19 protein-coding genes and 2 pseudogenes are annotated in these 23,512 nt (G+C 64.6%); 15 read left to right on the top strand and 6 right to left on the bottom strand.

What is annotated here, in order from left to right; translation table 11 throughout:
- Positions 1-72: 72 nt before the first annotated feature.
- The 4 genes from ehuA to ehuB form a co-directional block, all read right to left on the bottom strand.
- Positions 73-930, bottom strand: a complete 858-nt coding sequence (gene ehuA / locus K8374_RS08505; RefSeq protein ID WP_084855737.1) for an ectoine/hydroxyectoine ABC transporter ATP-binding protein EhuA — start codon at positions 928-930, stop codon at positions 73-75.
- The gene (gene ehuD / locus K8374_RS08500; RefSeq protein WP_084855738.1) at positions 930-1,586 is read right to left on the bottom strand and encodes an ectoine/hydroxyectoine ABC transporter permease subunit EhuD; all 657 of its coding nucleotides are present in this window, start codon (positions 1,584-1,586) and stop codon (positions 930-932) included. Before ehuD ends, ehuA begins: the two co-directional genes overlap by 1 nt.
- Positions 1,583-2,242 (bottom strand): ectoine/hydroxyectoine ABC transporter permease subunit EhuC, encoded by a 660-nt coding sequence (ehuC, locus tag K8374_RS08495; protein ID WP_224458652.1) that lies wholly within the window; start codon positions 2,240-2,242, stop codon positions 1,583-1,585. The genes ehuD and ehuC overlap by 4 nt, the downstream gene beginning before the upstream one ends.
- Positions 2,243-2,304: 62 nt before the next feature.
- Entirely contained in the window at positions 2,305-3,165 is an 861-nt protein-coding gene (gene ehuB / locus K8374_RS08490) for an ectoine/hydroxyectoine ABC transporter substrate-binding protein EhuB (protein WP_084855740.1), read from the bottom strand.
- A gap of 272 nt (positions 3,166-3,437) precedes the next feature.
- Between ehuB and K8374_RS08485 the strand changes: the two genes are divergently transcribed.
- The 10 genes from K8374_RS08485 to K8374_RS08440 all read left to right on the top strand — a co-directional run bounded on the left by K8374_RS08485 (position 3,438) and on the right by K8374_RS08440 (position 15,257).
- Complete coding sequence (locus K8374_RS08485; RefSeq protein WP_084855741.1) at positions 3,438-4,832, top strand: PLP-dependent aminotransferase family protein; 1,395 nt, start codon at positions 3,438-3,440, stop codon at positions 4,830-4,832.
- 246 nt (positions 4,833-5,078) lie between these two features.
- A complete protein-coding gene (gene eutB / locus K8374_RS08480) occupies positions 5,079-6,050 on the top strand; it encodes a hydroxyectoine utilization dehydratase EutB (RefSeq protein ID WP_224458651.1) in 972 nt (323 codons plus the stop codon).
- A gap of 33 nt (positions 6,051-6,083) precedes the next feature.
- Positions 6,084-7,076: an ectoine utilization protein EutC gene (eutC, locus tag K8374_RS08475; RefSeq protein ID WP_224458650.1), complete on the top strand. Its 993-nt coding sequence runs from the start codon at positions 6,084-6,086 to the stop codon at positions 7,074-7,076.
- A 34-nt stretch (positions 7,077-7,110) separates the two neighbouring features.
- Positions 7,111-8,301, top strand: coding sequence for an ectoine hydrolase DoeA (doeA, locus tag K8374_RS08470; protein ID WP_224458649.1), 1,191 nt, complete (start codon positions 7,111-7,113; stop codon positions 8,299-8,301).
- A gap of 4 nt (positions 8,302-8,305) precedes the next feature.
- Entirely contained in the window at positions 8,306-9,325 is a 1,020-nt protein-coding gene (gene doeB, locus K8374_RS08465; protein ID WP_224458648.1) for a N(2)-acetyl-L-2,4-diaminobutanoate deacetylase DoeB, read from the top strand.
- Between the two features lie 44 nt (positions 9,326-9,369).
- The gene (locus tag K8374_RS08460; protein ID WP_224458647.1) at positions 9,370-10,836 is read left to right on the top strand and encodes an NAD-dependent succinate-semialdehyde dehydrogenase; all 1,467 of its coding nucleotides are present in this window, start codon (positions 9,370-9,372) and stop codon (positions 10,834-10,836) included.
- A gap of 12 nt (positions 10,837-10,848) precedes the next feature.
- Positions 10,849-12,234: an aspartate aminotransferase family protein gene (locus tag K8374_RS08455; RefSeq protein ID WP_224458646.1), complete on the top strand. Its 1,386-nt coding sequence runs from the start codon at positions 10,849-10,851 to the stop codon at positions 12,232-12,234.
- A 163-nt stretch (positions 12,235-12,397) separates the two neighbouring features.
- The gene (locus tag K8374_RS08450; protein WP_224458645.1) at positions 12,398-13,414 is read left to right on the top strand and encodes a ribonuclease Z; all 1,017 of its coding nucleotides are present in this window, start codon (positions 12,398-12,400) and stop codon (positions 13,412-13,414) included.
- Positions 13,415-13,420: 6 nt separating this feature from the next.
- Entirely contained in the window at positions 13,421-13,852 is a 432-nt protein-coding gene (locus K8374_RS08445) for a glycine zipper domain-containing protein (RefSeq protein ID WP_224458644.1), read from the top strand.
- Between the two features lie 232 nt (positions 13,853-14,084).
- On the top strand, positions 14,085-15,257 hold the full coding sequence (locus tag K8374_RS08440) for an MFS transporter (RefSeq protein WP_224458643.1): 1,173 nt from the start codon (positions 14,085-14,087) through the stop codon (positions 15,255-15,257).
- Positions 15,258-15,330: 73 nt separating this feature from the next.
- Here the strand turns inward: K8374_RS08440 and K8374_RS08435 are convergent, their stop codons facing one another.
- The gene (locus K8374_RS08435) at positions 15,331-16,914 is read right to left on the bottom strand and encodes a methyl-accepting chemotaxis protein (RefSeq protein WP_224458642.1); all 1,584 of its coding nucleotides are present in this window, start codon (positions 16,912-16,914) and stop codon (positions 15,331-15,333) included.
- Between the two features lie 291 nt (positions 16,915-17,205).
- Here K8374_RS08435 and K8374_RS08430 point away from each other — a divergent pair.
- Positions 17,206-18,114, top strand: a pseudogene (locus tag K8374_RS08430) (aldehyde dehydrogenase family protein); the annotation flags it as partial.
- 108 nt (positions 18,115-18,222) lie between these two features.
- Here the strand turns inward: K8374_RS08430 and K8374_RS08425 are convergent.
- Positions 18,223-19,548, bottom strand: coding sequence for a hypothetical protein (locus K8374_RS08425; protein WP_224458641.1), 1,326 nt, complete (start codon positions 19,546-19,548; stop codon positions 18,223-18,225).
- 200 nt (positions 19,549-19,748) lie between these two features.
- Between K8374_RS08425 and K8374_RS08420 the strand changes: the two genes are divergently transcribed.
- The 4 genes and pseudogenes from K8374_RS08420 to K8374_RS08405 all read left to right on the top strand — a co-directional run bounded on the left by K8374_RS08420 (position 19,749) and on the right by K8374_RS08405 (position 23,381).
- Positions 19,749-20,963 carry an aldose 1-epimerase family protein gene (locus tag K8374_RS08420; protein WP_224458640.1) on the top strand — a complete coding sequence of 405 codons (1,215 nt, stop codon included), beginning with the start codon at positions 19,749-19,751 and terminating at the stop codon, positions 20,961-20,963.
- Between the two features lie 404 nt (positions 20,964-21,367).
- Positions 21,368-21,829: a GNAT family N-acetyltransferase gene (locus K8374_RS08415; protein ID WP_224458639.1), complete on the top strand. Its 462-nt coding sequence runs from the start codon at positions 21,368-21,370 to the stop codon at positions 21,827-21,829.
- 230 nt (positions 21,830-22,059) lie between these two features.
- A pseudogene (locus K8374_RS26420) lies at positions 22,060-22,189 on the top strand (winged helix-turn-helix transcriptional regulator); the annotation flags it as partial.
- Between the two features lie 142 nt (positions 22,190-22,331).
- Positions 22,332-23,381: an NAD(P)-dependent alcohol dehydrogenase gene (locus tag K8374_RS08405; protein WP_224458638.1), complete on the top strand. Its 1,050-nt coding sequence runs from the start codon at positions 22,332-22,334 to the stop codon at positions 23,379-23,381.
- Positions 23,382-23,512 lie beyond the last annotated feature (131 nt).

The raw sequence follows: 23,512 nt of genomic DNA, 5'->3' as shown, positions 1-23,512 counted from the left end.
GCGGGTAAACCCGCTCCCACAAGGTGGCGCTGAGCCTGTAGGAGCGGATTACCCGCGAATGGCTTTACCCCGTCAGTTGGCCTCCCTGACCGCGCTCAGGAAAGCCCGGGTCCGCTCCTGCTGGGGGTTCTCGTAAAGCTGGGCCGGCGCGCCCTGTTCATGGATCTGGCCCTTGTAGAAGAAGCACACCCGGTCGGCGAACTCACGGGCGAAGCCCATCTGGTGGGTGACCATGAGCATGGTCAGGTTGTGCTCGCTGCCCAGCCGGCGGATCACATTCAGGACCTCCCCGCATAGCTCGGGGTCCAGCGCCGATGTCACCTCGTCGAACAACATCACCTTCGGTCGCATGGCCAGGGCCCGGGCGATCGCCACGCGCTGCTGCTGGCCACCGGAAAGCTGCGAGGGGTAGTGATCGAACTTGGTGCCCAGCCCTACCATCTCCAACAGCTCGGCGGCACGCTCACGGGCCTCGGCAGGCTTGACGCCGAGCACCTGGACCGGTGCCTCGATGACGTTCTGCAGGGCACTCATGTGCGGGAACAGGTTGAAGCTCTGGAACACCATGCCGATCTTCGCACGCACGCGGCGAACGTGGCGTTCGTTGGCACTGACCAGGCCACCGTTGCGCCCGGGCATGTGGGTCAGCGACTCGCCATCCACCTCGATCATGCCCTGGTCGATCCCTTCAAGGGTCATGAGCACACGCAGCAGAGTGGACTTACCCGAGCCGCTGGGGCCGATGATCGCCACTTTTTCGCCCGGGGCGACTTCCAGGTTCAGGCCATCGAGCACGGTGAAGTTGCCGTAGCGCTTGGTCACGTCGCGGAAGGCGACGATCGGCTGGGCGATGGTCGGTTCCGGCATGGCGTGGTCCCGCTGCTGGGGGCTGGTGGCAAGGGTGGCGAGGTTCGAGACAGGCGCGATCATTAGCGTAACTCCAGGCGCACTTCGAGGCGCCGAACCAGGTAGGCCAGAGCGACGCTCAAGGCCAGGAAGAACAGACCGACCAGGGTGATCGGCTCCAGGTAGCGGAAGCTCTCGGAGCCGACGTTCTTGGCCTGCTGCATGATTTCCACCACGGTGATGGCGGACAACACCGGGGTGTCCTTGAGCATGGCGATCAGGTAGTTGCCCAGCGGCGGCAGGATCGGCCGCACGGCCTGGGGCAGGATGATCGTGCGGTAGGCGGTCCAGGGAGCGAAGTTCAGCGCTACCACGGCCTCCCACTGGCTGCGCGGCACGGCGTCCAGCCCACCGCGGTACACCTCGGCGATGTAGCAGGCGTAGTGCAGGCCGATACCGAGGATGCCCGCCTGCATGGCGGTCATGTTCACGCCATAGTTGGGCAATACGTAGTACAGGAAGTACACCTGGATCAGCAGCGGCGTGCTGCGGATGAACTCGATCAGCAGGGTCACCGGCCAGGCGATGACCACTTGCCGGCTGCGCCGCCCGATGGCCAGGAACAAGCCCAGGACGATGGCGATCATGAAGCCCACCAGGGTGATGCCCAGGGTCTTGAGCGAGGCCTGCAGCAGGTCGGGCAAGATCTGCGCGACGTAGTTCCAGTCCCAGACGTTCATGACAGGCTCCCCCGCAGGCGACCGCGGCCCAGGCGTCGTTCGACGCCGCGCATGGCGAAGTTGATGACCTGCGCCAGGACAAAGTACAGCAGCAGGGTCAGGCTGAAGATCTCCAGGGTCTGGAAGGTCGCCTGGTCCAGCTGGCGGGCGCGGAAGCTCAGGTCCGACAAGGTGATCAACGACACCAGGGAGGTGTTCTTGAGCAGCTCGATCAGCAAGTTGGTGCCCGGTGCGATCGCCGCCAGCAGCGCCTGGGGCAGGATGACGCGGCGAAAGCGCGTGGCCGGTGGCATGTTCAGCGCCACGCAGGCCTCGTATTGGCCCTTGGCCACCGCGCCTATGGCCCCGCGCATCACCTCGGCACCGTAGGCCCCGATGTGCAGCCCAAGGCCGACGATGGCCACGGTGTAGGCGCTCAGCTCCAGGTTGAACGGCGGCAACGGCAACACGAAGAACAGCCAGAACAGCTGCACCAGCAGCGACGTGCCGCGAAACAGCTCGATGTAGGCCACGCAGAACCAGCTCAAGGGCCGCCACGAAGAGCGCCGACCCAGGGCGGCGAGGATCGCGGCGACGATAGCCAGCAACGAGCCGAAGAATGTGACCTGGATGGTGATCCAGGCCCCTTGCAATAACAGCGGTATCAATTCACCCATGGTTCGACCTGAATAATCGGATTACGCAGGGAACGGCATGGCAGATGCCATGCCACCTCGATTCATTGCTGGGCACAGAGCTCGGCGGCGGTCTTGTCGGTCACGTTGGAGCGGTCGAAGCCGAACGGGGCCACGGCCTTGAGGTGCTCCTCGCTGCCCAGCCAACGCTTGAGCTCGGCATTGACCGCATCGCGCAGGTCCTTGTCCTCGGGGCGGAACGCCAAGGCGCCATAGCCGGTATGGGCCGGGTCGTCCTTGAAGTCGCCGATCGCCTCGACCTTCTCGCCGCCTTTCTTCGCCAGGCCCTTCATGGTCAGCTGAGTGCCCACCGCGGCATCGGCGCGCCCGGCGCGCACGGCCTGCAACTGTGCAGTGGTGTCCGGCACCTGGAGGATCTGCTCGTCCTTGACGCCAGAATCGCGGGCATAGGCCAGGTTGACCGTGCCGGCCATGATCGCCAGCTTCACCTCGGGGTTCTTGGCGATGTCGGCGTAGCTGTGCAGGTTCTTCGGGTTGCCGGCGGCCACCAGCAGGGTGTCGGGCAAGGCGTATTGCGGGTCGGTGAAGATCACCTGCTTGCAGCGCGCCGGCGTGATGTACATGCCGGCGGCGATCACATCGAAGCGGCCTGCGCGCAACCCAGGGATCAACGCCCCCCATTCGGTGAGCACGCCATCGACCTGCTTGATGCCCATCTTCTGGAAGATGATCTTGGCGATCTCCGGCGACTCGCCCGTGACCCGACCGTCGGTCTCGGTGAAGGCGAACGGCGTTTCGTTGGCGTAGCCGATGCGGATACGGCTGTTTTCCTTGATCGTCTCCAGGGTGGTGGCCTGGGCGCTGGCGACCAGGCCCAAGGCCGCACAGGCCACCAGCAGACGCTTGAAGGGGGATACCGCGTTGGCGGAAGGAGGCTGGCTCATCAATGAATCTCCTGTCTTGTTATCAAACCGTCGGTGACGGCTGTGTGTATTAGGAGGCAGTGGAGCAAAACAGCGAAGGCCGGATGTGTCGTTCGATCGGTGCACAGCCCGAGCGTTCCGGCGGGCCGACAGGCTCTTGTTCGTGTAACGGGTGTCGACCTTGGGCCGGAGCATACAAAAGCCTCAACAGCGATGGCATTGCACTAGGACAATTGCCTGAAGATCCTGCACAGGCGATGCTGTGCGCAGTCCCGGCCAGCGAAGCGCTACCCATGGAAAACTGGAAGAAAGTCCTCGATTCGGCACGCATCGGCGAGTCCAAGTACAAACTGCTGGTGCAGGCCATCACCGGGGAGATCGAACGCGGCGAACTGGTGCACGACCAGCGCCTGCCACCCCAGCGGCATGTCGCCGATGCCCTGGAGATCAGCGTGCAGACGGTGACCAATGCCTACAAGGAACTGGAGCGCCAGGGCCTGGTGCGCTGCGAGATCGGCCGCGGCAGTTTCGTCAGCCGGCGCATGAGCGACCGGGTGGCCGACGACATCATCGACCTGCCCGAGCGCACCCTGGTGGATTTCTCCATCACGCGCATCCTGCACACCCAGGTGCACGAGCGGATCTGGCGCGAGACCTGCGCCGAGCTCAGCGTGGAGGAAGAGCAGCCGTGGATCCACGCCTACCGCCCCATCGCCGGCTTCGAAAGCCATCGCGAGGCAGCGGTGCGCTGGCTGGCGGGCCTGGGCATGACGGTGGAGCGCGACGACGTGCTGGTCACCAACGGCGCGGCCCACGCCATCTTCCTGGCCCTGGCCTCGCTAGCCGGGCCCGATGACGTGGTGCTCTGCGAAGGCCTGACCGACCACGGCGTGATCGGCAACTCCCAGGTGCTGGGGTTCACTCTAAAGGGCCTGGAGATGGACCGCGACGGCATCGACCCGGAGCATTTCGAGGATATCTGCAGCAACGAGCGGGTCACCGCACTGGTGTGCACGCCGAACCTCAACAACCCCACCACCAGCCTGATGCCCGACGCCCGCCGCCGGGAGATCGCCGCCATCGCCCGACGCTTTGGCGTGCACATCATCGAGGACGATGTGTACGGGCCACTGCTGGGCGAACGCCGCGCCCGGCCGATCAGCCACTATGCGCCGGAGCTGTCGTTCTATTGCACCAGCATGACCAAGTCGGTGCTCACCGGGCTGCGGGTCGGTTACCTGGCCATGCCCAAGCGCCTGGCGCTGCGCACCGAGAGCATCCTGCGGGTCAACAGCTGGATGGCCACACCGCTGGTGGCGGAGATCGCCACACGCTGGATCAACGATGGGCGCGCGGCGCAGCTGGCCGAATTGCAGCGCAAGCTGATCAGTGGGCGGCAGGCGATGCTGCGCGAGCACCTGGGCGACTACCTGCTGGGCAACCCGGCCCAGGCGCTGGGGGCCTGGCTGGGGATCCCCGCGCACTGGGAGGTGGACAGCCTGGTGCGGGCATTGCGCCGCCGGCACATCGCGGTGACCCCGCCGGAGCCGTTCCTGGTGCGCGGCACGCCGCGGCCACGGGCGGTGCGACTGTGCGTAGGCGCCGAGTGCTCGGATGCCAAGATGCGCCAGGCGCTGGCCGACATGCATGAACTGTTCGGGCAATACCCGCAGATCCATGAACTGTGACCAGGGGCCGCTGCGGCCTATATAACCCATTGATTTAGCAGAGGCCTGTGGGAGATACCCAGCCCTTCGGGGCTGCGCTGTCGCGCAGAGAACAAGCGACCAATGCTGCCCGCTCCCACAGGCTGCTGCGATCGCTGCCGACGGCGGTCCAAAAAAATGTCCGGCAAATTGACCTAGTACATTCATCACGACAATTTGCCGCTCTTAGACTCCGCCCAACACCCGGTCACTCGTTGGGATGCGGTCATGTCAGAGCTTTCGCTTCACGATATCCACCTTGCCCACCAGCGCATCCAGGGGCTCGTGCGTCGCACGCCGCTGGAACATTCGCCGAGCCTGAGCCGCCTGGTCGGCGTGCCGGTGTACCTGAAACTCGAATCCCAGCAGCTCACCGGCAGCTTCAAACTGCGCGGCGCGAGCAACGCCGTGGCCTGCCTGGGTGAACAGCAACGGGCACGCGGCGTGGTCACCGCCTCCACCGGCAACCATGGCCGGGCGCTGGCCTTCGCGGCCTCGCAACTGGGCGTGCAGGCGACCATCTATCTGTCACAGCTGGTGCCGGCCAACAAGGTCCAGGCGATTCGCGACCTGGGCGCCGAGGTGTGCATCGTCGGCCTCTCCCAGGACGACGCCCAGCACGCCGCCCAGCGTCATGCCGAGGAACAGGGCGCCGCGCTGGTGCCGCCCTTCGACCATCCTGCCGTCATTGCCGGCCAGGGCACCCTGGGCCTGGAGATCATCGAACAGTTGCCCGACGTCAGCCAGGTACTGGTGCCCCTCTCCGGCGGCGGCCTGTTCGCCGGCGTGGCCCTGGCCCTCAAGGGCCTCAACCCGGCCATCACCACCCATGGCATCAGCATGCGCCGGGGTGCCGCCATGCACGCCAGCCTGCAGGCCGGGCATCCGGTCGAGGTGCAGGAGCTGCCGACGTTGGCCGACTCCCTGGGCGGCGGCATTGGCCTGGACAACCGCCATACCTTCGCCCTCACCCAGCGCCTGCTCGACCAGCTGCACCTGCTCGAGGAAGCGTCCATCGCAGCGGGCCTGCGCCATGCCTACCACCAGGAGCGCCAGGTACTCGAAGGGGCCGGCGCGGTGGGTATCGCCGCCCTGCTCGACGGCCTGGTGCCGGCGCGCGGGCCGATCGTGGTGGTGGTCAGCGGGCGCAACGTCGACACCGCCCAGCACCTGCGGGTGATGAACGGCGACAACGCCTGAGGTTTTCCCTTTTCGCTCACTGGAGGTTCACCGATGCCGGCCATCACCTTGCTCAACGAAGCCGACCTGCGAGACTGCATCACCCTCGACCGCGCCGCGGTCGACACCGTCGAGCAGGCCTTCGCCCTGCTGGCCACGGCCAACGTGGCCATGCCGCCGATCCTGCGTCTGGACGTGCCCGAGCACAACGGCGAGGTGGATGTGAAGACCGCCTACTTGCCGGGCATCGAGCGTTTCGCGATCAAAGTCAGCCCGGGCTTCTTCGACAACCCCAGCCTTGGCCTGCCCAGCCTCAACGGCATGATGATGCTGCTCTCGGCACGCACCGGCCTGCTCGATGCCCTGCTGCTGGACAACGGCTACCTCACCGCCGTGCGCACCGCCGCGGCGGGTGCGGTGGCGGCGCGCTGGCTGGCCCGCGAGGACAGCCGCTGCGTGGCCCTGATCGGCAGTGGCGAGCAGGCCCGCCTGCAACTGCAGGCGCTGCGCCTGGTGCGGCCGATCGAGCGAGTGCAGTTGTGGGCCCGCGACCCGGCCAAGGCCGCGGCGCTGGCCGATGAGCTGGGCCGCGACGGCACGTTGCAACTGGCGCTGTGCGACAGCATCGACCAGGCCATGCAGGGCGTGGACATCGCGCTCACCTGCACGCCCAGCCGCGAACCGCTGATCCAGCCCCGTCACCTGCAACCGGGTCTGCACATCACCGCCATGGGGTCGGACGCCGAGCACAAGAACGAGATCGCCCCGCAGGTGCTGGCCCAGGTCGACCGCTATGTCGCCGACCGCCTCGGCCAGACCCGCGTACTGGGTGAGCTGCACCACGCCTTGCGCGCCGGCACGGTCACCGACGAGGCCACCCTGTGCGAACTCGGCCAGGTGGTCGCCGGCCAGCAAACCGGCCGCACCGATGCCAGCCAAATCACCCTGTGCGACCTGACCGGCACCGGCGCCCAGGACACCGCCATCGCCAACCTCGCCTTCGAGCGTGCCCGCGCCGCAGGCAAGGGCCTGGCATTCAACAGTTGAACCTCCCCACCCCCACTCATCAGAGGGCATTGCAATGTCTCAGTCAGTGGTCAACCTGCCGTTCAGTCGGCAAGAGTACGCCCAGCGCCTGGCCAAGACCCGCGCCGCCATGCAGGCACAGGGCCTGGAGCTGTTGCTGGTCACCGATCCGTCGAACATGGCCTGGCTCACCGGCTATGACGGCTGGTCGTTCTACGTGCACCAGTGCGTGCTGCTGGCGCTGGACGGCGAGCCGATCTGGTTCGGTCGCGGCCAGGACGCCAACGGCGCCAAGCGCACGGTGTTCATGAGCCACGACAATATCGTCGGCTACCCGGACATCTACGTGCAATCGCGCGAACGTCACCCCATGGACTACCTGTGCCAGGAAGTGATCCTGGCCAAGGGCTGGGGCGCGCTCAACATCGGCGTGGAGATGGACAACTACTATTTCAGCGCCGCGGCCTACCAGGCCCTGAACCGGCAGCTGCCCCAGGCGACCTTCAACGACGCCGCCGGGCTGGTCAACTGGCAGCGGGCGGTGAAGTCGCCCCAGGAGATCGAATACATGCGCATCGCCGCGCGTATCGTCGAGAAGATGCATGGGCGCATCCTCGAGCGTATCGAACCGGGCATGCGCAAGAACGAACTGGTGGCAGAGATCTACAGCAGCGGCATCCTCGGCGTGGACGGCCATGGCGGCGACTACCCTGCCATCGTGCCCCTGCTGCCGACCGGCGCCGACGCCAGCGCCCCGCACCTGACCTGGGACGATTCGCCCTTCACCCTCGGCGCCGGCACCTTCTTCGAGATCGCCGGCTGCTACAAACGCTACCACTGCCCGCTGTCGCGCACGGTGTACCTGGGCAAGCCGCCGCAGCACTTCCTCGACGGCGAGAAGGCCGTGGTCGAGGGCATCGCCGCCGGCCTGGAAGCTGCCCGCCCCGGCAATACCACCGGCGACATCGCCCGGGCCTTCTTCAAGGTGCTGGAGACGTTCGGCATCCATAAGGACAGCCGCTGCGGCTACCCGATCGGCATCAGTTACCCGCCGGATTGGGGCGAGCGCACCATGAGCCTGCGCCCCAGCGACACCAGCGTGCTGCAACCGGGCATGACCTTCCACTTCATGCCGGGGCTGTGGATGGACGACTGGGGCCTGGAGATCACCGAAAGCATCCTGATCACCGAGACCGGGGTAGAAACCCTGTGCAACGTGCCGCGCCAGCTGTTCGTCAAGGACTAACGCCATGAACGCATTCACGGACACCGCCACCGAGGTGGCCAACCCGATCAGCAGCACCGTGGACTTCACCCGCGACGGCGTACAGCACGGCTTCCTCAAGCTGCCCTACTCGCGCGACGACTCGGCCTGGGGCGCGGTGATGATCCCCATCACCGTGGTCAAGCACGGCGCAGGGCCTACCGCCCTGCTCACCGGCGGCAACCATGGCGATGAGTACGAAGGCCCGGTGGCGTTGTGCAAGCTGGCCCAGCAGCTGCGCGCCGAAGCGGTTTCGGGCCGGGTGATCATCGTGCCGTTCATGAACACCCCGGCGTTCCATGCCGGCACCCGTACGTCGCCGATCGACCAGGGCAACCTCAACCGCAGCTTCCCGGGCAAGCCCGACGGCACGGTCACGCAGAAGATCGCCGATTACTTCCGGCGCACCCTGCTGCCCCTGGCCGACGTGGTGCTGGACATCCACTCCGGCGGCCGCACCCTGGACTTCCTGCCGTTCGCCGCCTGCCACGTGCTGCCCGACAAGGCCCAGCAGGCACGCTGCGAAGCGGGCATGCGGGCATTCGCCGCGCCCTATGCCATGCGCATGCTCGAACTCGACGCCCAGGCCATGTACGACACTGCCGCCGAGGCCCAGGGCAAGGTGTTCGTCACCACCGAACTGGGCGGCGGCGGCACCTCGACCGCACGCAGCATCGCCCTGGCTGAGCGCGGCGTGCGCAACCTGCTGGTGCACGCCGGCATCCTCCAGGGCGAAGTGACGCCCGCCGAGTCGATCATGCTCGACATGCCCGACGGCGACTGCTTCATCGCCAGCGAGCACGACGGCCTGCTGGAAATGTGCCGCGACCTGGGCGAGCAGGTGCACCAGGGCGAAGTGATCGCCCGTATCCATGACATCCGCCGCACCGGCAGCGCGCCGGTGGAATACCGCGCGCGCCGCGACGGCCTGCTGGCCGCCCGGCATTTCCCCGGGCTGGTGCAGTGCGGCGACACCTTGGCGGTGATTGCCGACGTGTTGGCCTAGCCCCAGCGGACGCAACGACAACAAGAGGTATGGGAGAACAACTCATGTCAGACGAATACCCGTTCAAGCAACTGTGCCACGTGGACGGCCAATGGCTGCACAGCACCAGCGGTAGCAGCATCGCCGTCCTCGACCCGGCCAACCGCCAGACCATTGGCCATGTGCCGCTGCTCGACCACGAGCAGATCGTCGCTGCGGTGGACGCCGCCCAGCGCGCCTTCACACCCTGGCGCAGCCTGCGCCTGGAGGAACGTGTGACGCCGCTGCGCCGCTGGGGTGAACTGATCCTCGAACACCAGGAGGCCCTGGCGCGCATCCTCAGCCAGGAGCAAGGCAAGCCCCTGGCCGAGGCACGCGGCGAAATCGCCTACGCCGCCAGCTTCATCCCCTGGTTCGCCGAACAGGCGCGTCGCCTGTACGGCCAGACCATCCCCAGCCATATCCCCGGCGCCGACCTGGGCACGGTGAAGGAACCGGTAGGTGTGTGCGCGCTGCTCACGCCCTGGAACTTCCCCAGCGCCATGATCACCCGCAAAGCCGCCGCGGCCATGGCCGCCGGCTGCACCGTGGTGGTCAAGCCGGCCCACGAGACGCCCTACTCGGCCCTGGCCCTGGCCCAGCTGGCCGAGGACGCAGGCCTGCCGCCGGGCGTGTTCAACGTGGTCATCGGCGAGCCGCAGATGGCCATGGAAACCCTGGTGCGCGACCCGCGGGTGCGCTCGGTCAGCTTCACCGGCTCCACCCGGGTCGGCAAGCTGGTGCTGCAGGCAGCGGCCCATGATGTGAAGAAGGTCGCCCTGGAGCTGGGCGGCAATGCCCCCTTCATTGTCTGTGCCGACGCCGACCTGGACCTGGCGGTGAAGGTCGCCGTGGCCGCCAAGTTCCAGACCTCCGGCCAGGACTGTTGCGCGGCCAACCGCATCATGGTCCAGCGCCCACTGTACGAGGCCTTCCTGGTGCGCTTCGCCGAGGCAGTTCGGGCCCTGCGCGTGGGGCCGGCGATGGTCGACGGCCAGGAGACCCCGGCCGACGTCGGCCCGCTGATGCACCAGGGCGCCTTCGACGCCACGGTGGCGCGGGTCGAGGACGCCATCGCCAAGGGCGCCCGCCGCCTGGTGGGCGGCGAGGCCCATGCCCTGGGCGGCTGGTTCTACCAGCCCACCGTGCTGGCAGACGTGACGCCGGCCATGCGCATCTACCAGGAAGAAAACTTCGCGCCCATCGCCGGGGTGATGCCCTTCGACACCCTGGAGCAGGCCATCGAGATGGCCAACGACACCGAGTACGGCCTGGCCGCCTACATCTGCTCCAACCGCCTGGACGTGGTGCACCCGCTGATCCGCCGCCTGGACCACGCCATGGTCGCGGTCAACGGCGTGAAGTTCACCGGCCACCCCATCCCGTTCGGCGGCATGAAGGCTTCGGGCCTGGGCCGCGAAGGCGGCATCGAGGGCTTCGAGCCCTTCGTCGAGACCAAATATTTCTGCGTGCACCACCAAGGTCAATTCTAAGGAGTGTTTGCCATGAACCCCGAATACAACCAGCTGTTCGAGCAAGACCGTGCCCACTTCATGCACCCGTCCACCCACGCCCACGACCATGCCAGCGGCGCGCTCAAGGGGCGGATCATCACCGGTGCCGAGGGCATCCGCCTGCGTGACCACGAAGGCCGCGAACTGATCGACGCCTTCGCCGGCCTGTACTGCGTGAACATCGGCTACGGCCGCACCGAAGTGGCCGACGCGATCCATCGCCAGGCCAAGGAGCTGGCGTACTACCACACCTACGTGGGCCACTCCACCGAGGCGATCATCGAGCTCTCCAGGCGCATCATCGACTGGGCGCCTGCGGGCATGAAGAAGGTCTACTACGGCCTCTCCGGCTCCGACGCCAACGAGACCCAGGTCAAGCTGGTGCGCTACTACAACAACATCCTCGGACGCCCGAACAAGAAGAAGATCATCTCCCGCGACCGTGGCTACCATGGCTCGGGCATCATGACCGGCAGCCTCACCGGCCTGCCCAGCTTCCACCAGCACTTCGACCTGCCGGTGGCGGGCGTCACCCACACCGTCTGCCCGCACTGGTACCGCAAGGCCCCCGCCGGCATGGACGAGCAGGCCTTCGTGCGCTACTGCGCCGACGAGCTGGAAAAGCTCATCCTCGCCGAAGGCCCCGACACGGTCGCCGCCTTCATCGGTGAACCGTTGATGGGCACCGGTGGCATCATCGTCCCGCCCAAGGGCTACTGGGCGGCGATCCAGGCCGTGCTGGACCGCTATGACGTGCTGCTGATCGCCGACGAAGTGGTGTGCGCCTTCGGCCGCCTCGGCTCGAAGATGGGCAGCCAGCGCTACGGTATCCGCCCGGACCTGATCACCACCGCCAAGGGGCTGACCAGCGCCTATGCACCGCTGTCGGCAGTGATCGTCGGCGAGAAGGTATGGAACGTGATCGAGGAAGGCTCGCAAAAGGCCGGCCCCATGGGCCACGGCTGGACCTACTCGGGCCACCCGATCTGCGCCGCGGCGGCCCTGGCCAACCTGGACATTCTCGAGCGCGAGGACTTGACCGGCAACGCCGAGGTGGTCGGTGCCTACCTCAACCAACGCATGCGCGAAACCTTCGAGGGCCACCCGTTGGTGGGCGAGGTGCGCGGCGACGGCATGCTCTGCGCGGTGGAATTCATGGCCGACCGCGAGGCTCGCACTGCGTTCGACCCGGCACTGAAGGTCGGCCCGCAGGTGTCGGCAGCGTGCCTGGAACGCGGCATGATCGCCCGTGCCATGCCCCACGGCGACATCCTCGGTTTTGCCCCACCGCTGGTGCTGGACAAGCAGGATGCCGAGCGCATCGTGGCCATCACCAAGGCAGCGGTGGATGAAGTGGCGGGGAAAGTGTTGGGTTGAGGTTCGCCGCAGCCGCCTCGGTGTTTTTGAGATCGCGCGCCACCCGCGCGGCGCGCGATCGTCCAAACACCACCCTCTGAAGACGTTCGCCACTGGACTGACTTCCTGCCCGTGCGCATGGTCGTACAATAACCCGACCTGCGACCCGCAAAGGAGCCAGCCAATGGACCTGCAGTTTCTGGGCACTTCCGCCGGCATGCCCACCAAGGCCCGCAATGTCACCGGCACCGCCGTCATCGAAGCCACGGGCAGCCACTGGTACCTGGTGGATTGCGGCGAGGCCACCCAGCACCAGCTGCTGCATACCTCCCTGTCGATCCGCGACCTGCGCGGCGTGTTCATTACCCACGTGCATGGCGACCATTGCTTCGGCCTGCCGGGGCTACTGGCCAGTGCCGGCATGTCCGGGCGCACCCAGCCACTGGACCTGATCCTGCCTGCCGCACTGCACGACTGGCTGCGCCTGGGCCTGGCCGTCAGCCACACCTACCTGCCATTCGAACTGCGCCTGCTGGCCCTCGAAGACCTCGGCACCTGGCGCAACGACGATATCCAGGTCAGCACCGTACCGCTGTCGCACCGGGTGCCCAGCCATGGTTTCGTGTTCACCGAGATCAACCCCGAACCACGCCTGGACATCCCGCGCCTGGAGGCCGACGGCATCCCCCGCGGCCCATTGTGGGGCGAGCTGGCCCACGGCAACCCGGTGCAGCATGAAGGCCGCGTACTGAACGCCCTGGACTACCTGCGCCCGTCGCGCCCGCCACGGCGGATCATCGTCTGTGGCGACAACGACAGCCCACAATTGCTCGCAGACGTCGCCCAGGACGTGGATGTGCTGGTGCACGAAGCGACCTTCACCCAGCCGATCGTCGAACGCACCCAGGTGACCTTCGGCCACAGCACCGCTGCGGCCGTGGCGCAGTTCGCAGAGGCGGCCGGCATCGGCAACCTGGTGCTCACGCACTTCAGTGCGCGCTACCAGCCCAACCCGCAGCGCAGCCCGTCCATCGAGGATGTGCGCGCCGAAGCGATGGCGCACTACAGCGGCAACCTGATCCTGGCCAAGGACCTGCAGCGTTACCACATGGGGCGCGATGGGCGGCTCGTACCCAGCCCTGCATTGACCGAAACCCCAGCACCCAGCAGACTTCGCACCTTCGTTCCATCCAGAGATTGATAGAAAATGCGTAAGTCCTTTCCTGTAATTGCACTGTTCACCTTGATGTCGGCCCCCTACGCCCTCGCCGGTGAAACCACCAATACCGCTGTCGGCGGCGGTGTCGGCGGTGCCCTGGGTAGCGTGGTCGGCCAGGCGATCGGCGGCAGCACAGGTGCCGCGATCGGTGCCGGTGTGGGCGGTGCGGCAGGCGGCGCGGTGTCGGCCAAGCACGGCAAGAAGACCGAGGCAGCGATTGGTGGCGGCCTCGGCGCGGCCGGCGGCCAGGTGATCGGCAACCAGGTCGGTGGCTCCACCGGCGGCGCCATCGGTGCTGGCCTCGGCGGTGCAGCAGGCAGCGCCATCGGCAATAGCATGGCCGATGACGACCACCACCACGGCAGCCACAACTCCGGCAAGAAACACAAGCACAAGCATAAGCACAAGCACCACGACTGACCGCTCCAACCGCTCCAGCAGGCTGAACACGCCCTTCTGTAGGAGCGGGCTTGTCCCGCGATGGGCTGCAACGCAGCCCCGATCTACACAAGCTCCAGTCCCCCTCCGCCCCCTTCTCTCTATTAATGACTCCAGATCAAAGGTCATTAGCGCAATCGTGACTTAATCCTACCCCCTGCCCCAGCCATACTGCGCACCTACCTGATTCGCAACGCTCGAAGGAGCCTATGCAATGAAACCCGGACACGTCCTGCTAGCCTTGGCCATCGGCGCCTTCGGCATCGGCACCACCGAATTCACCCCCATGGGCCTGCTGCCCGTCATCGCCGAAGGGGTGGATGTCAGCATCCCCAGCGCCGGCATGCTGGTCACCGCCTACGCCGTCGGCGTGATGGTCGGTGCACCGATCATGACCTTGCTGTTCAGCCGCTTCGGCAAGCGCGGCGCGTTGATCGCGCTGATGGCCATCTTCACCCTGGGCAACCTGCTCTCGGCCCTCTCGCCAGGCTACGGCACCCTGCTCGCCTCGCGCCTGATCACCAGCCTCAACCACGGCGCCTTCTTCGGCCTGGGTGCGGTGGTGGCCGCAAGCGTGGTGCCTCGCGAGAAACAGGCCAGCGCCATCGCCACCATGTTCATGGGCCTGACCATCGCCAATATCGGCGGCGTGCCCGCCGCCACCTGGATCGGCCAGCAAGTCGGCTGGCGCCTGGCCTTCGCCGGTACCGCAGTGCTCGGCATCCTGGCCATGGCCGCGCTGTGGTATGCCCTGCCCAAGGGTGAACGCGGCAGCGTGCCCCATGTACGCCGGGAACTGGCCGTGATCGCCCGGCCGAACGTCCTGCTGGCCATGGCCACCACCGTGCTCGGTGCCGGCGCCATGTTCACCCTGTATACCTACGTGGCCCCGGTGCTTGCCGAACTGACCGGTGCTTCGGACAGCTTCGTCACCCTGGGCCTGGTGCTGATCGGCGTCGGCTTCACCCTGGGCAACAGCCTGGGCGGGCGCCTGGCCGACTGGTCGCTGGACGGCTCGGCGCGCATCTTCCTCGGCGTGCTGGCCCTGATCATGGTCCTGATGCCGCTGGTGCTCGGCACCCACGTCGGCGCCGCCCTGGCCCTGCTGGTATGGGGCGTATTCACCTTCGCCGTGGTACCGCCCCTGCAGATGCGCGTGATGATCGCTGCTGCCGAAGCCCCGGGGCTGGCCTCCTCGATCAACGTGGGTGCCTTCAACCTCGGCAACGCCGTGGGCGCGGCACTGGGTGGCGGCGTCATCAGCCTGAACCTTGGCTACGCCGCGGTACCGGTCGCCGGCGGTTTACTGGCAGCCGGTGGCCTGCTGTTGGTATGGCTTGGCGGGCGCAACAAGATCGCGGCCGGCGCCGTGGGCGAGACGCTCTGAAAGGACTGCACGATGGCGAGACTCGCTCGCCATCGTGCGTTTTCAGGCACGGCCCGCGCAGCGAGCTGACACGTCAAAGCTTGAACTTGCCCATCAGCATCTGCAGCTCGGCCCCCAGCTGCGCCAGCTTGACACTCGAAGCGGCTGTTTCCTCGCTGGCCGCCGCAGTCTGCTCGGACACTTCGCGCACATTGAGCACGCTGCGATTGATTTCCTCCGCCACCGCGCTCTGCTGCTCCGATGCCGTGGCGATCTGCAGGTTCATCGACTCGATGGTAGCCACCGACCGGCTGATATTCATCAGCGATGTGCCAGCGCGACGAGTCAGTTCGACGCTGTTGCTCGTGAGCGCACGGCTGCGCTCCAGGATATCGGCGACCTGCTGCGTACCACGGTGCAAGCCGCTGATCAGCCCTTCGATCTCCTCGGTGGAGACCTGGGTACGTTGCGCCAGGCTGCGAACCTCATCGGCAACCACTGCAAAACCACGGCCGGCTTCACCGGCTCGCGCCGCCTCGATGGCCGCGTTCAAGGCCAGTAGATTGGTCTGCTGGGCGACGGACTTGATCACATCCAGCACCGTGCCGATCTTGTCGCTTTCGCGCTTGAGCTCGGCCATGGCTTGCGTCGAGTGCCCGACCTCGATATCCAGGTGCGTGATCTGATCGATGGCCTGGGTGACGACCGTGTCACTTTCCCGCGCCTCTTGTCCTGCGTTGACCGCCGCGCTCGAGGCCTGTTCGGCACTGCGTGCCACGTCCTGCACGGTCGAGGCCATCTGGTTCATTGCGGTAGCGACCTGGTCCGTCTCGACCTTCTGGCTGCTCACCCCTGCACTGGTTTGCTCGGTGACGGCAGACAGTTCTTCGGCGGCGCTCGCGATCTGCACCACGCCATCGCGCAAGCCACCGATCAAATCCCGCAGATTCAGTGTCATGCGTTGCATGCTGGCTTGCAGCTCGCCCAGCTCATCGCGCCGCGACACCACGACATCCTGACTCAAGTCGCCACTGGCCACGCGTTCGGCAGCCTGCAGAGCTTGCTTCAACGGCATCACGATCAGACGGGTGATCCCCCAGGCGGCCAGGACCCCGAACGATAGCGCCAGCAACGCAGCGAAGATCAAGCGCTGCTGCGACGACTGCACCTCACGATCGCGCTTTTGCGATTGGCTGTCGGACAACTGCCCGGCGGCCTCGAGCAAGCGTTCGAGATCTGCCTCCAGGACCGCCAGGGCCTGCGTGGCCTGGGCCTGGTCATGCGCCTCGATAGCACGGGCGTAGTCCTGGAAATGTGTACGGTAGGCCTTGACCGCATTTTCTGCTTGCCCAACCCAACGCAAATCGTTGGAGTCGGTGAAATGCTTGGAAAGCGCCCCAATCCGCAGGCTCAGTTCATCTGTCGCCTTGACCATCAGCGCGGCCTGGCCAGCCCCAGGGGAGACGGTGTAGTTCAACCGCGCGATGCGTACGTCACGCGTCTCTTCATTGATTTTCGCGACACTGCTGAGCTTGGCACTGCGCTCGCCCAGACTACTCAGCGTTCCCCAGCCAATCCCGGCGATCACCAAGGTCAACAGCAATACCAGTGCAAAGCCCAAGGCCAGTTTCGACCGCACACTCATATCAGCCAGTACCTTCACAACGGGGTCGAACATCTACGGAGCCTCGAATAACCATGACCGGTGATGCCGTCCAGGACGGCGAAATTAGAGAGCGGACTCACTGCACAATCGATGCACCTAGGCGGTGCCCTTGGGAGGGTATTTCGCTGTGGATACGCAATATGGCATTGAGCCATCAATCGGCGCGAAATATACCTTTGGGAGAAACTCGCAACAATAGATTGTCCGCTATTTTGTGACCATTTTTTGCCCCTGCATGTGAACAATTTTCGACTGCAGGGGCTCCGACGTCGAGACTGAATGTCATCGACGTTTCCCCTCGAGTTGGTCAAGCATCCGGCGATCCAGGCGGTCGGCTTCACCGGCTCGCTCAAGGGTGGCAACGCCTTGTGCCGCATGGCCGCCGAGCGCCCACAGCCGATTCCGGTGTTCGCCGAGATGTCCAGTATCAACCCGGTGATCGTCCTGCCAGATGCGCTGAAGGTTCGCGGCGAAGCGATCGCCCGGGAACTGAGCGCCTCGGTCACCCTCGGCTGTGGGCAATTCTGCACCAATCCAGGCTTGGTCCTGGGCCTGCGCTCGCCTGCGTTCAGCGCCTTCATCGAGCAGCTCGAAGCCCAGATGGCCGACAAACCGGCCCAGACCATGCTCAATGTCGGCACCCTGGCCAGTTACCGCCAAGCGCTGGAGCACCTGCATGCCCACCCAGGCATCCGCCACCTGGCAGGGGCGGCGCAGGGGGCGCAACACGCCGAGCCACAGCTGTTCCAAGCCGACGTCAGCCTGCTGCTCGAAGGCGATGAACTGTTGCAGGAAGAGGTTTTCGGCCCCGCGACCCTGGTGGTCGAGGTCCAAGACCAGGCCCAGCTGGCCGATGCGGTCAAGGCCCTGCGCGGCCAACTGACCGCCACCCTCATCGGCGAACCCGCCGAACTGCTGGCCCACGGCTGGTTGAGCGACCTGTTGCAGGACAAGGTCGGTCGTCTGCTGCTCAACGGCTACCCGACCGGTGTGGAAGTCTGCGACGCCATGGTACACGGCGGCCCCTACCCGGCCACTTCCGATGCCCGCGGTACCTCCGTGGGCACCTTGGCCATCGACCGATTCCTGCGGCCGGTGTGCTTCCAGAACTACCCCGACGAACTCCTTCCACCCGCGCTGCAAGATGCCAACCCACTAGGCCTCTTGCGCTTGGTCGATGGGGAATACAGCCGAGAAGCCTTGGCTCGCTAGCCGGCGCCTTTCAGGCCCCTGCCGGCTTCCCCTGCCCGTCGCACGCTTGGCGGATAAACCGCTTCTGGGCAGGGGGAAAGCCGGCTGCCTCCAAGGGGCAGTGAGGGCTTAGTTCCAGCACCGTTCTATCAGCTCAGCTGTAGTGCGCTCATAGAGACTGGTCCACCTATGCTGAATGTACGTGCAAACGCCCGTCGCATGAATGCTGGTCTGATCGCACGGGAAATCCAGGCGCAGTTGATCGCTTTGCGCCTGTGGAATGCTGACATCGCCATGCCCATCGGAGTCGCGCGCCTGCTGTGCGGCTTCACGAGCGGTCTGGTCGTATAACGCGGCATTCTGCAGCATGGCGTTGATCGCACCCTGCTTGTCGAGCCCTTTACTGCGCAGGAACGCGATGTCGTTGGAGATGGGCTGCGTCAGGTAGTTGGAGCGAACCACGGACAATGAAGGGTCCTGATAGGCTCGCAGCTGTGGCGCCAGGAAGCTGTAGTCGCCGCTGCAACTGGCTGATGAAGCCGCGGCAGGCACCGGGATGCCGTCGCTTGCTGCGACAGCAGCCATGGCAGCGCCCTCGCCCACCGCATCGGTGGTCCCTCTTCCTGCTCTGAGCTGATTTGCCAGGCTCTGCGCCGTCGTTGCTTCGGCGCTTCTGCCCTTCAGGTTGTAGGCCGCCGCCGTGACGTCCAGGCCGGCCGCAATGACTGGGGTATAGTCCGTTTCGTGATTGAGCGCCCCAGCATTGCCTCGCAGGCCCTGGATCTGCATCAGCAGCAGGCTTTGTTGCTCACCGGGCAGGGGAATCGAGGCCCCGCCTGCACGAATGGGCTGGGCCGCCATCTCTCGGACGATCCGGTTCACCGCCAGTCCGACAGCCTCTTGCGCCGCCTTTGAGGAGGACTTCGTTGCGTCCGGGCAGCCCTGGTGCCAGCGCCCCAGGTCGCCACGGGCCATCTGGAAGGCTTCGAAGCTGTTCTTCGATGCGCCGCCCGCCATCAACGTGAACAGCACTTTTACGGCCGCCATATTGGCACTGGGCCCGTCAGCGCTCCATTGAACATCATCGAGTTGCGGCAATACCGCCAGATCGTACCCAGCCGCAGAACTGCCCAATGGCTTCAGATCTACACGCCGATAAACCATGGAAAGCTTCTGGAATGACTGCGCATACAGTTCTGGATAGAGGCGGAAGGACACTTCACAGGCGCTTCCGGCAAATCCTTCAGCCGACTTGTCGATGGCAGTGCCCAGCTGGGAGGGGTCGATGAATACCACAGCTTGTGCCTGGGACTTGGGCAGGGCGCTGACCTCGGAATCCCGGACAGCGGATTCGATACCGTAGGCCCCGGCAGGCTGCCAGCTGGAACAGCCGTGGAGAACAACGGTACCGGCAAGAAGTGCGGCATACAGGCAGGATCTTGCAAACGAATCCATGACTCAATCCTTTGGCGGTGGCGACGAGGGCGGATTGGGAAAATAGTGGCACATGGCCAATAACCAGCAAGCGAATTAAAGGGTTGGCGCCCACGGATATCAAATGTTTTCTTACATTCGCCGGAAGCCTCATTGACCTAGCTTGCTGAAACGTTTCTCCAAGGCTATAAAAAGGCACAACTCCAAGAAAGGCTGCCGCCATGCGCTCCCCCAAACACTTCCTTGCACTCACCGCCCTGTTCGCGACCACCCAGGCGATGGCTTGGGACTATGTCCTGCTCGACACCGACAAACCCGCCCAGAGCTGGCAGATCACCAGCCAGGAGCTGGGCATAAAGACCGACAAGCCCTTCAGCGTCACGATGCGTACCTTGCACGGCGGTCGGCAGGAGGGTGTCAGCATCGTCGACATCGATAACGGCACGATGAAACTTTCGGTGGTGCCGACTCGCGGAATGAACGTCTTGCAGGCCTCGGTCGGTGATGTGCGCATGGGCTGGGATTCGCCAGTCAAGGAAGTGGTCAACCCCTCCTTCATCGAACTCAATGGGCGCAATGGCCTAGGCTGGCTGGAAGGTTTCAACGAGCTGGTCACCCGCTGCGGTTACGAATGGGTCGGCCACCCCGGCATCGACAACGGCGAGCTGCTGACCCTGCACGGTCGGGCCGCCAACATTCCTGCGAGCAATGTCACCCTGCACATCGATGAGAAACCACCGTACGCCATTACCTTGCGTGGCGAACTGAAAGAGCAGGCATTCAAGAAGGTCGACTTCTCCATCGCGACCGAATTGGTTACTCAACCCGGCAGCGTGGCGTTCACGCTCAACGACACCCTCACCAACAACGGCGACTATCCGAAGGAATACCAGGCGCTGTATCACAGTAACTTCAGCACCCCATTCCTGGAGCAGGGCGCTCGTTTCGCCGCCCCGGTGAAACAGGTGTCGCCGTTCAACGACAAGGCCAAGGGCGACCTGCCCGATTGGCAAACCTACCGCGCTCCCACCAAGGACTATGACGAAACGGTCTACAACGTGGTGCCCTATGCCGATGCCAAGGGCGATACAGTGACCGTGTTGCATAACAAGGCCGGCACCCTGGGCGTTTCGGTCGGTTTCAACACTCGGACACTGCCTGTGTTTTCCTTGTGGAAGAATACCGATACCCAAGGCCAGGGCTATGTCACGGGATTGGAGCCAGGAACGAGTTTTTCCTATAACCGCCGTTACCAGCGGCCACTGAACCTGGTGCCGACAATCGGACCGAAGCAACGCCGGCAGTTCCACATCAGCTACAGCCTATTGGCGGACAAGGCGGCTGTGGACCAGGCCTTGAAACGGGTGAGCGAGATACAGGGTGGGCGCGAAACCCAGGTGCGGCAGACGCCGTTGGTTGATCTGACCAAGGGGTAATTCCTGTCAGGAGCGGGAATAACCTCTACGGGGGATGTCAAACAGAAGCTGAGCGGCAGCGCCTACTCGCGACCCTTCGGGATCCATCGTTGGATGTCGGGCAGTTCTTCGACGAACTGAGAAAATTGGTAGATAGCGATATTCATATCATCCATGGCGTCACCCTCCCACTCGGTGACCGCGCGCAGCGCTTCTTTTTAATGCAGCCATACGCCACTCAATGGCTGCTTTCGCTTCCAGCGCCCATGACAAGGCAGCGAGCGAATTACACTTAAAAACATTGGCTCGTTTGACATTGCGAAAAAATTTGACGAGTGTGGACATTGGTTTGGATGCCTGCCATTACGAATATTTCCTACTTTTTTTGAATCATCATCGCCCAGCCCCACCCAGTGATAACTCTCATGACCGACCTGACCTATCGCCCTGCCACGCCCGATGACGCTGCCATGTGTATCAGGATCCGAGGTATGACTCGGGAAAATGCATTTTCAGAAGAAGAGCTGCGTGCACTTGGCATCACTATCGAATCTTGGAACACGGGCATCCGAAACGGCAGTTGCCCTGGCTTCATCGCCTGTGTGAAGGGTCAAATGATTGGCTATTGCTTTGGCGATCGGAATACCGGCGAGATTGTTGTCCTGGCGCTTCTGCCTGCGTACGAAGGCCAGGGAGTCGGCAAAATGCTTCTTGCGATGATGGTCGACACACTCAAGAATCAAGGGTTTCATCGCCTCTTCTTAGCTTGTTCCAGCGATCCGAGCGTTCGTTCCTATGGCTTCTATCGACACCTGGGATGGAGGCCGACAGGGGAAAAGGACGAATTCGAAGACGACATTCTCGAAATCCAGTTAGATCATGATTAATATTTGACGCCCCCCAGCTCTTGCCCTAGATCGCACAGGCCAGGCAAACCCATATGAATGCCATGGTCAACTAAGCTGTAGTTCATGTAGAAGCGCGAATTCTGGGTTGTTTTTTAACCAGTCGAATCGCGCCGGAGGTTTTCACACAGCCTGGACCCGAAGCAATCAGTAGCCAAGCTAATGATGCTAATTCCTCTCTGCTATCCTGCTGAACGCTATTCCTCTACACTCGCACAGCCACGGGCAAAGTACTGGGAGTACAACCTGACCGAGGCAGGCGAGGAACTACGCCCGATAATAATGGCGCTGGGCCATTGGGGCGCGCGTTGGATAGGCAGTCGCCTTCGCGATAGTGAACTCGGCTTGATTTCAACGATTGCTCCCATGGCGCCAAACACCGGCATGCTCAACAGGATCAGGCAAGCAATCCAGCGGATCACGCTACTGGTCAGCGCCTTGCCACCTGGACAATGCCCCTCACGAACTTCACGAGGGTCATACCATGCAAGTCAATGCCTACGGCGCCCATGCCGGCAACCAACCCCTGGAGCCGCTGCGCATCACCCGGCGCGCCCCCGGTGCCCACGATGTCCAGATCCAGATCGCCTTCTGCGGCATCTGCCATTCAGACCTTCACCAGGCGCGCTCCGAGTGGGAAGGCACCCACTACCCCTGCGTGCCGGGCCACGAGATCGTCGGCCGCGTGACGGCAGTCGGTGCACACGTCGCCTCGTTCAAGCCAGGCGACCTGGTCGGCGTGGGCTGCATCGTCGACAGTTGCAAGCACTGCGATGACTGCGACGCAGGCCTGGAGAACTACTGCGACGGCATGGTCGGCACCTACAACTTCCCGACCCCGGATGCCCCGGGCTGGACGCTGGGCGGTTATTCCGAGGCCATCGTCGTGCATGAACGCTACGTGCTGCGCATCGGCCACCCCGAAGCGCAACTGGCGGCGGTGGCGCCGCTGCTGTGCGCGGGGATCACCACCTATTCGCCGCTGCGCCATTGGAATGCCGGGCCAGGCAAGAAGGTCGGCGTGGTCGGTATCGGCGGCCTGGGACACATGGGGATCAAGCTGGCCCACGCCATGGGTGCCCATGTGGTGGCGTTCACCACCTCCGAGAACAAGCGCGAAGCGGCCCTGGCGCTGGGCGCGGACGAGGTGGTGGTGTCGCGTGATGCGCAGCAGATGGCCGCCCATGCCCAGAGCTTCGACTTCATCCTCAACACGGTCGCAGCGCCCCATGACCTGGATGCCTTCCTGGTCCTGCTCAAGCGCGACGGGGCGATGACCCTGGTGGGCGCGCCAGCCTCGCCGCACTCCTCGCCCAACGTCTTCAACCTGATCATGAAGCGCCGCACCCTGGCCGGTTCGATGATCGGCGGCATTCCCGAGACCCAGGAGATGCTCGATTTCTGCGCCGAGCATGGCATCGTCGCGGATATCGAACTGGTGCGTGCCGAGCAGATCAACGAGGCCTACGAACGGATGCTGCGGGGCGAGGTGAAGTATCGGTTCGTGATCGACAACGCCAGCCTGGCTGGCTGAGGCTGGGCCCATCGCCGGTAAGCCCACAGTGTTTTCGCACGTCTTGAGAGCGGCGCAATCTCGGTAGGAGCTGGCGACAGCCTGCGATGGGCTGCAAAGCAGCCCCAAGCCTTCAAATGGTGGAGCCTTCC

Origin of the sequence: Pseudomonas sp. p1(2021b), assembly GCF_020151015.1 — a bacterium.
Classification (GTDB): Bacteria; Pseudomonadota; Gammaproteobacteria; order Pseudomonadales; family Pseudomonadaceae; genus Aquipseudomonas; species Aquipseudomonas putida_K.
This window is presented reverse-complemented; position numbering and strand designations above follow the sequence as displayed.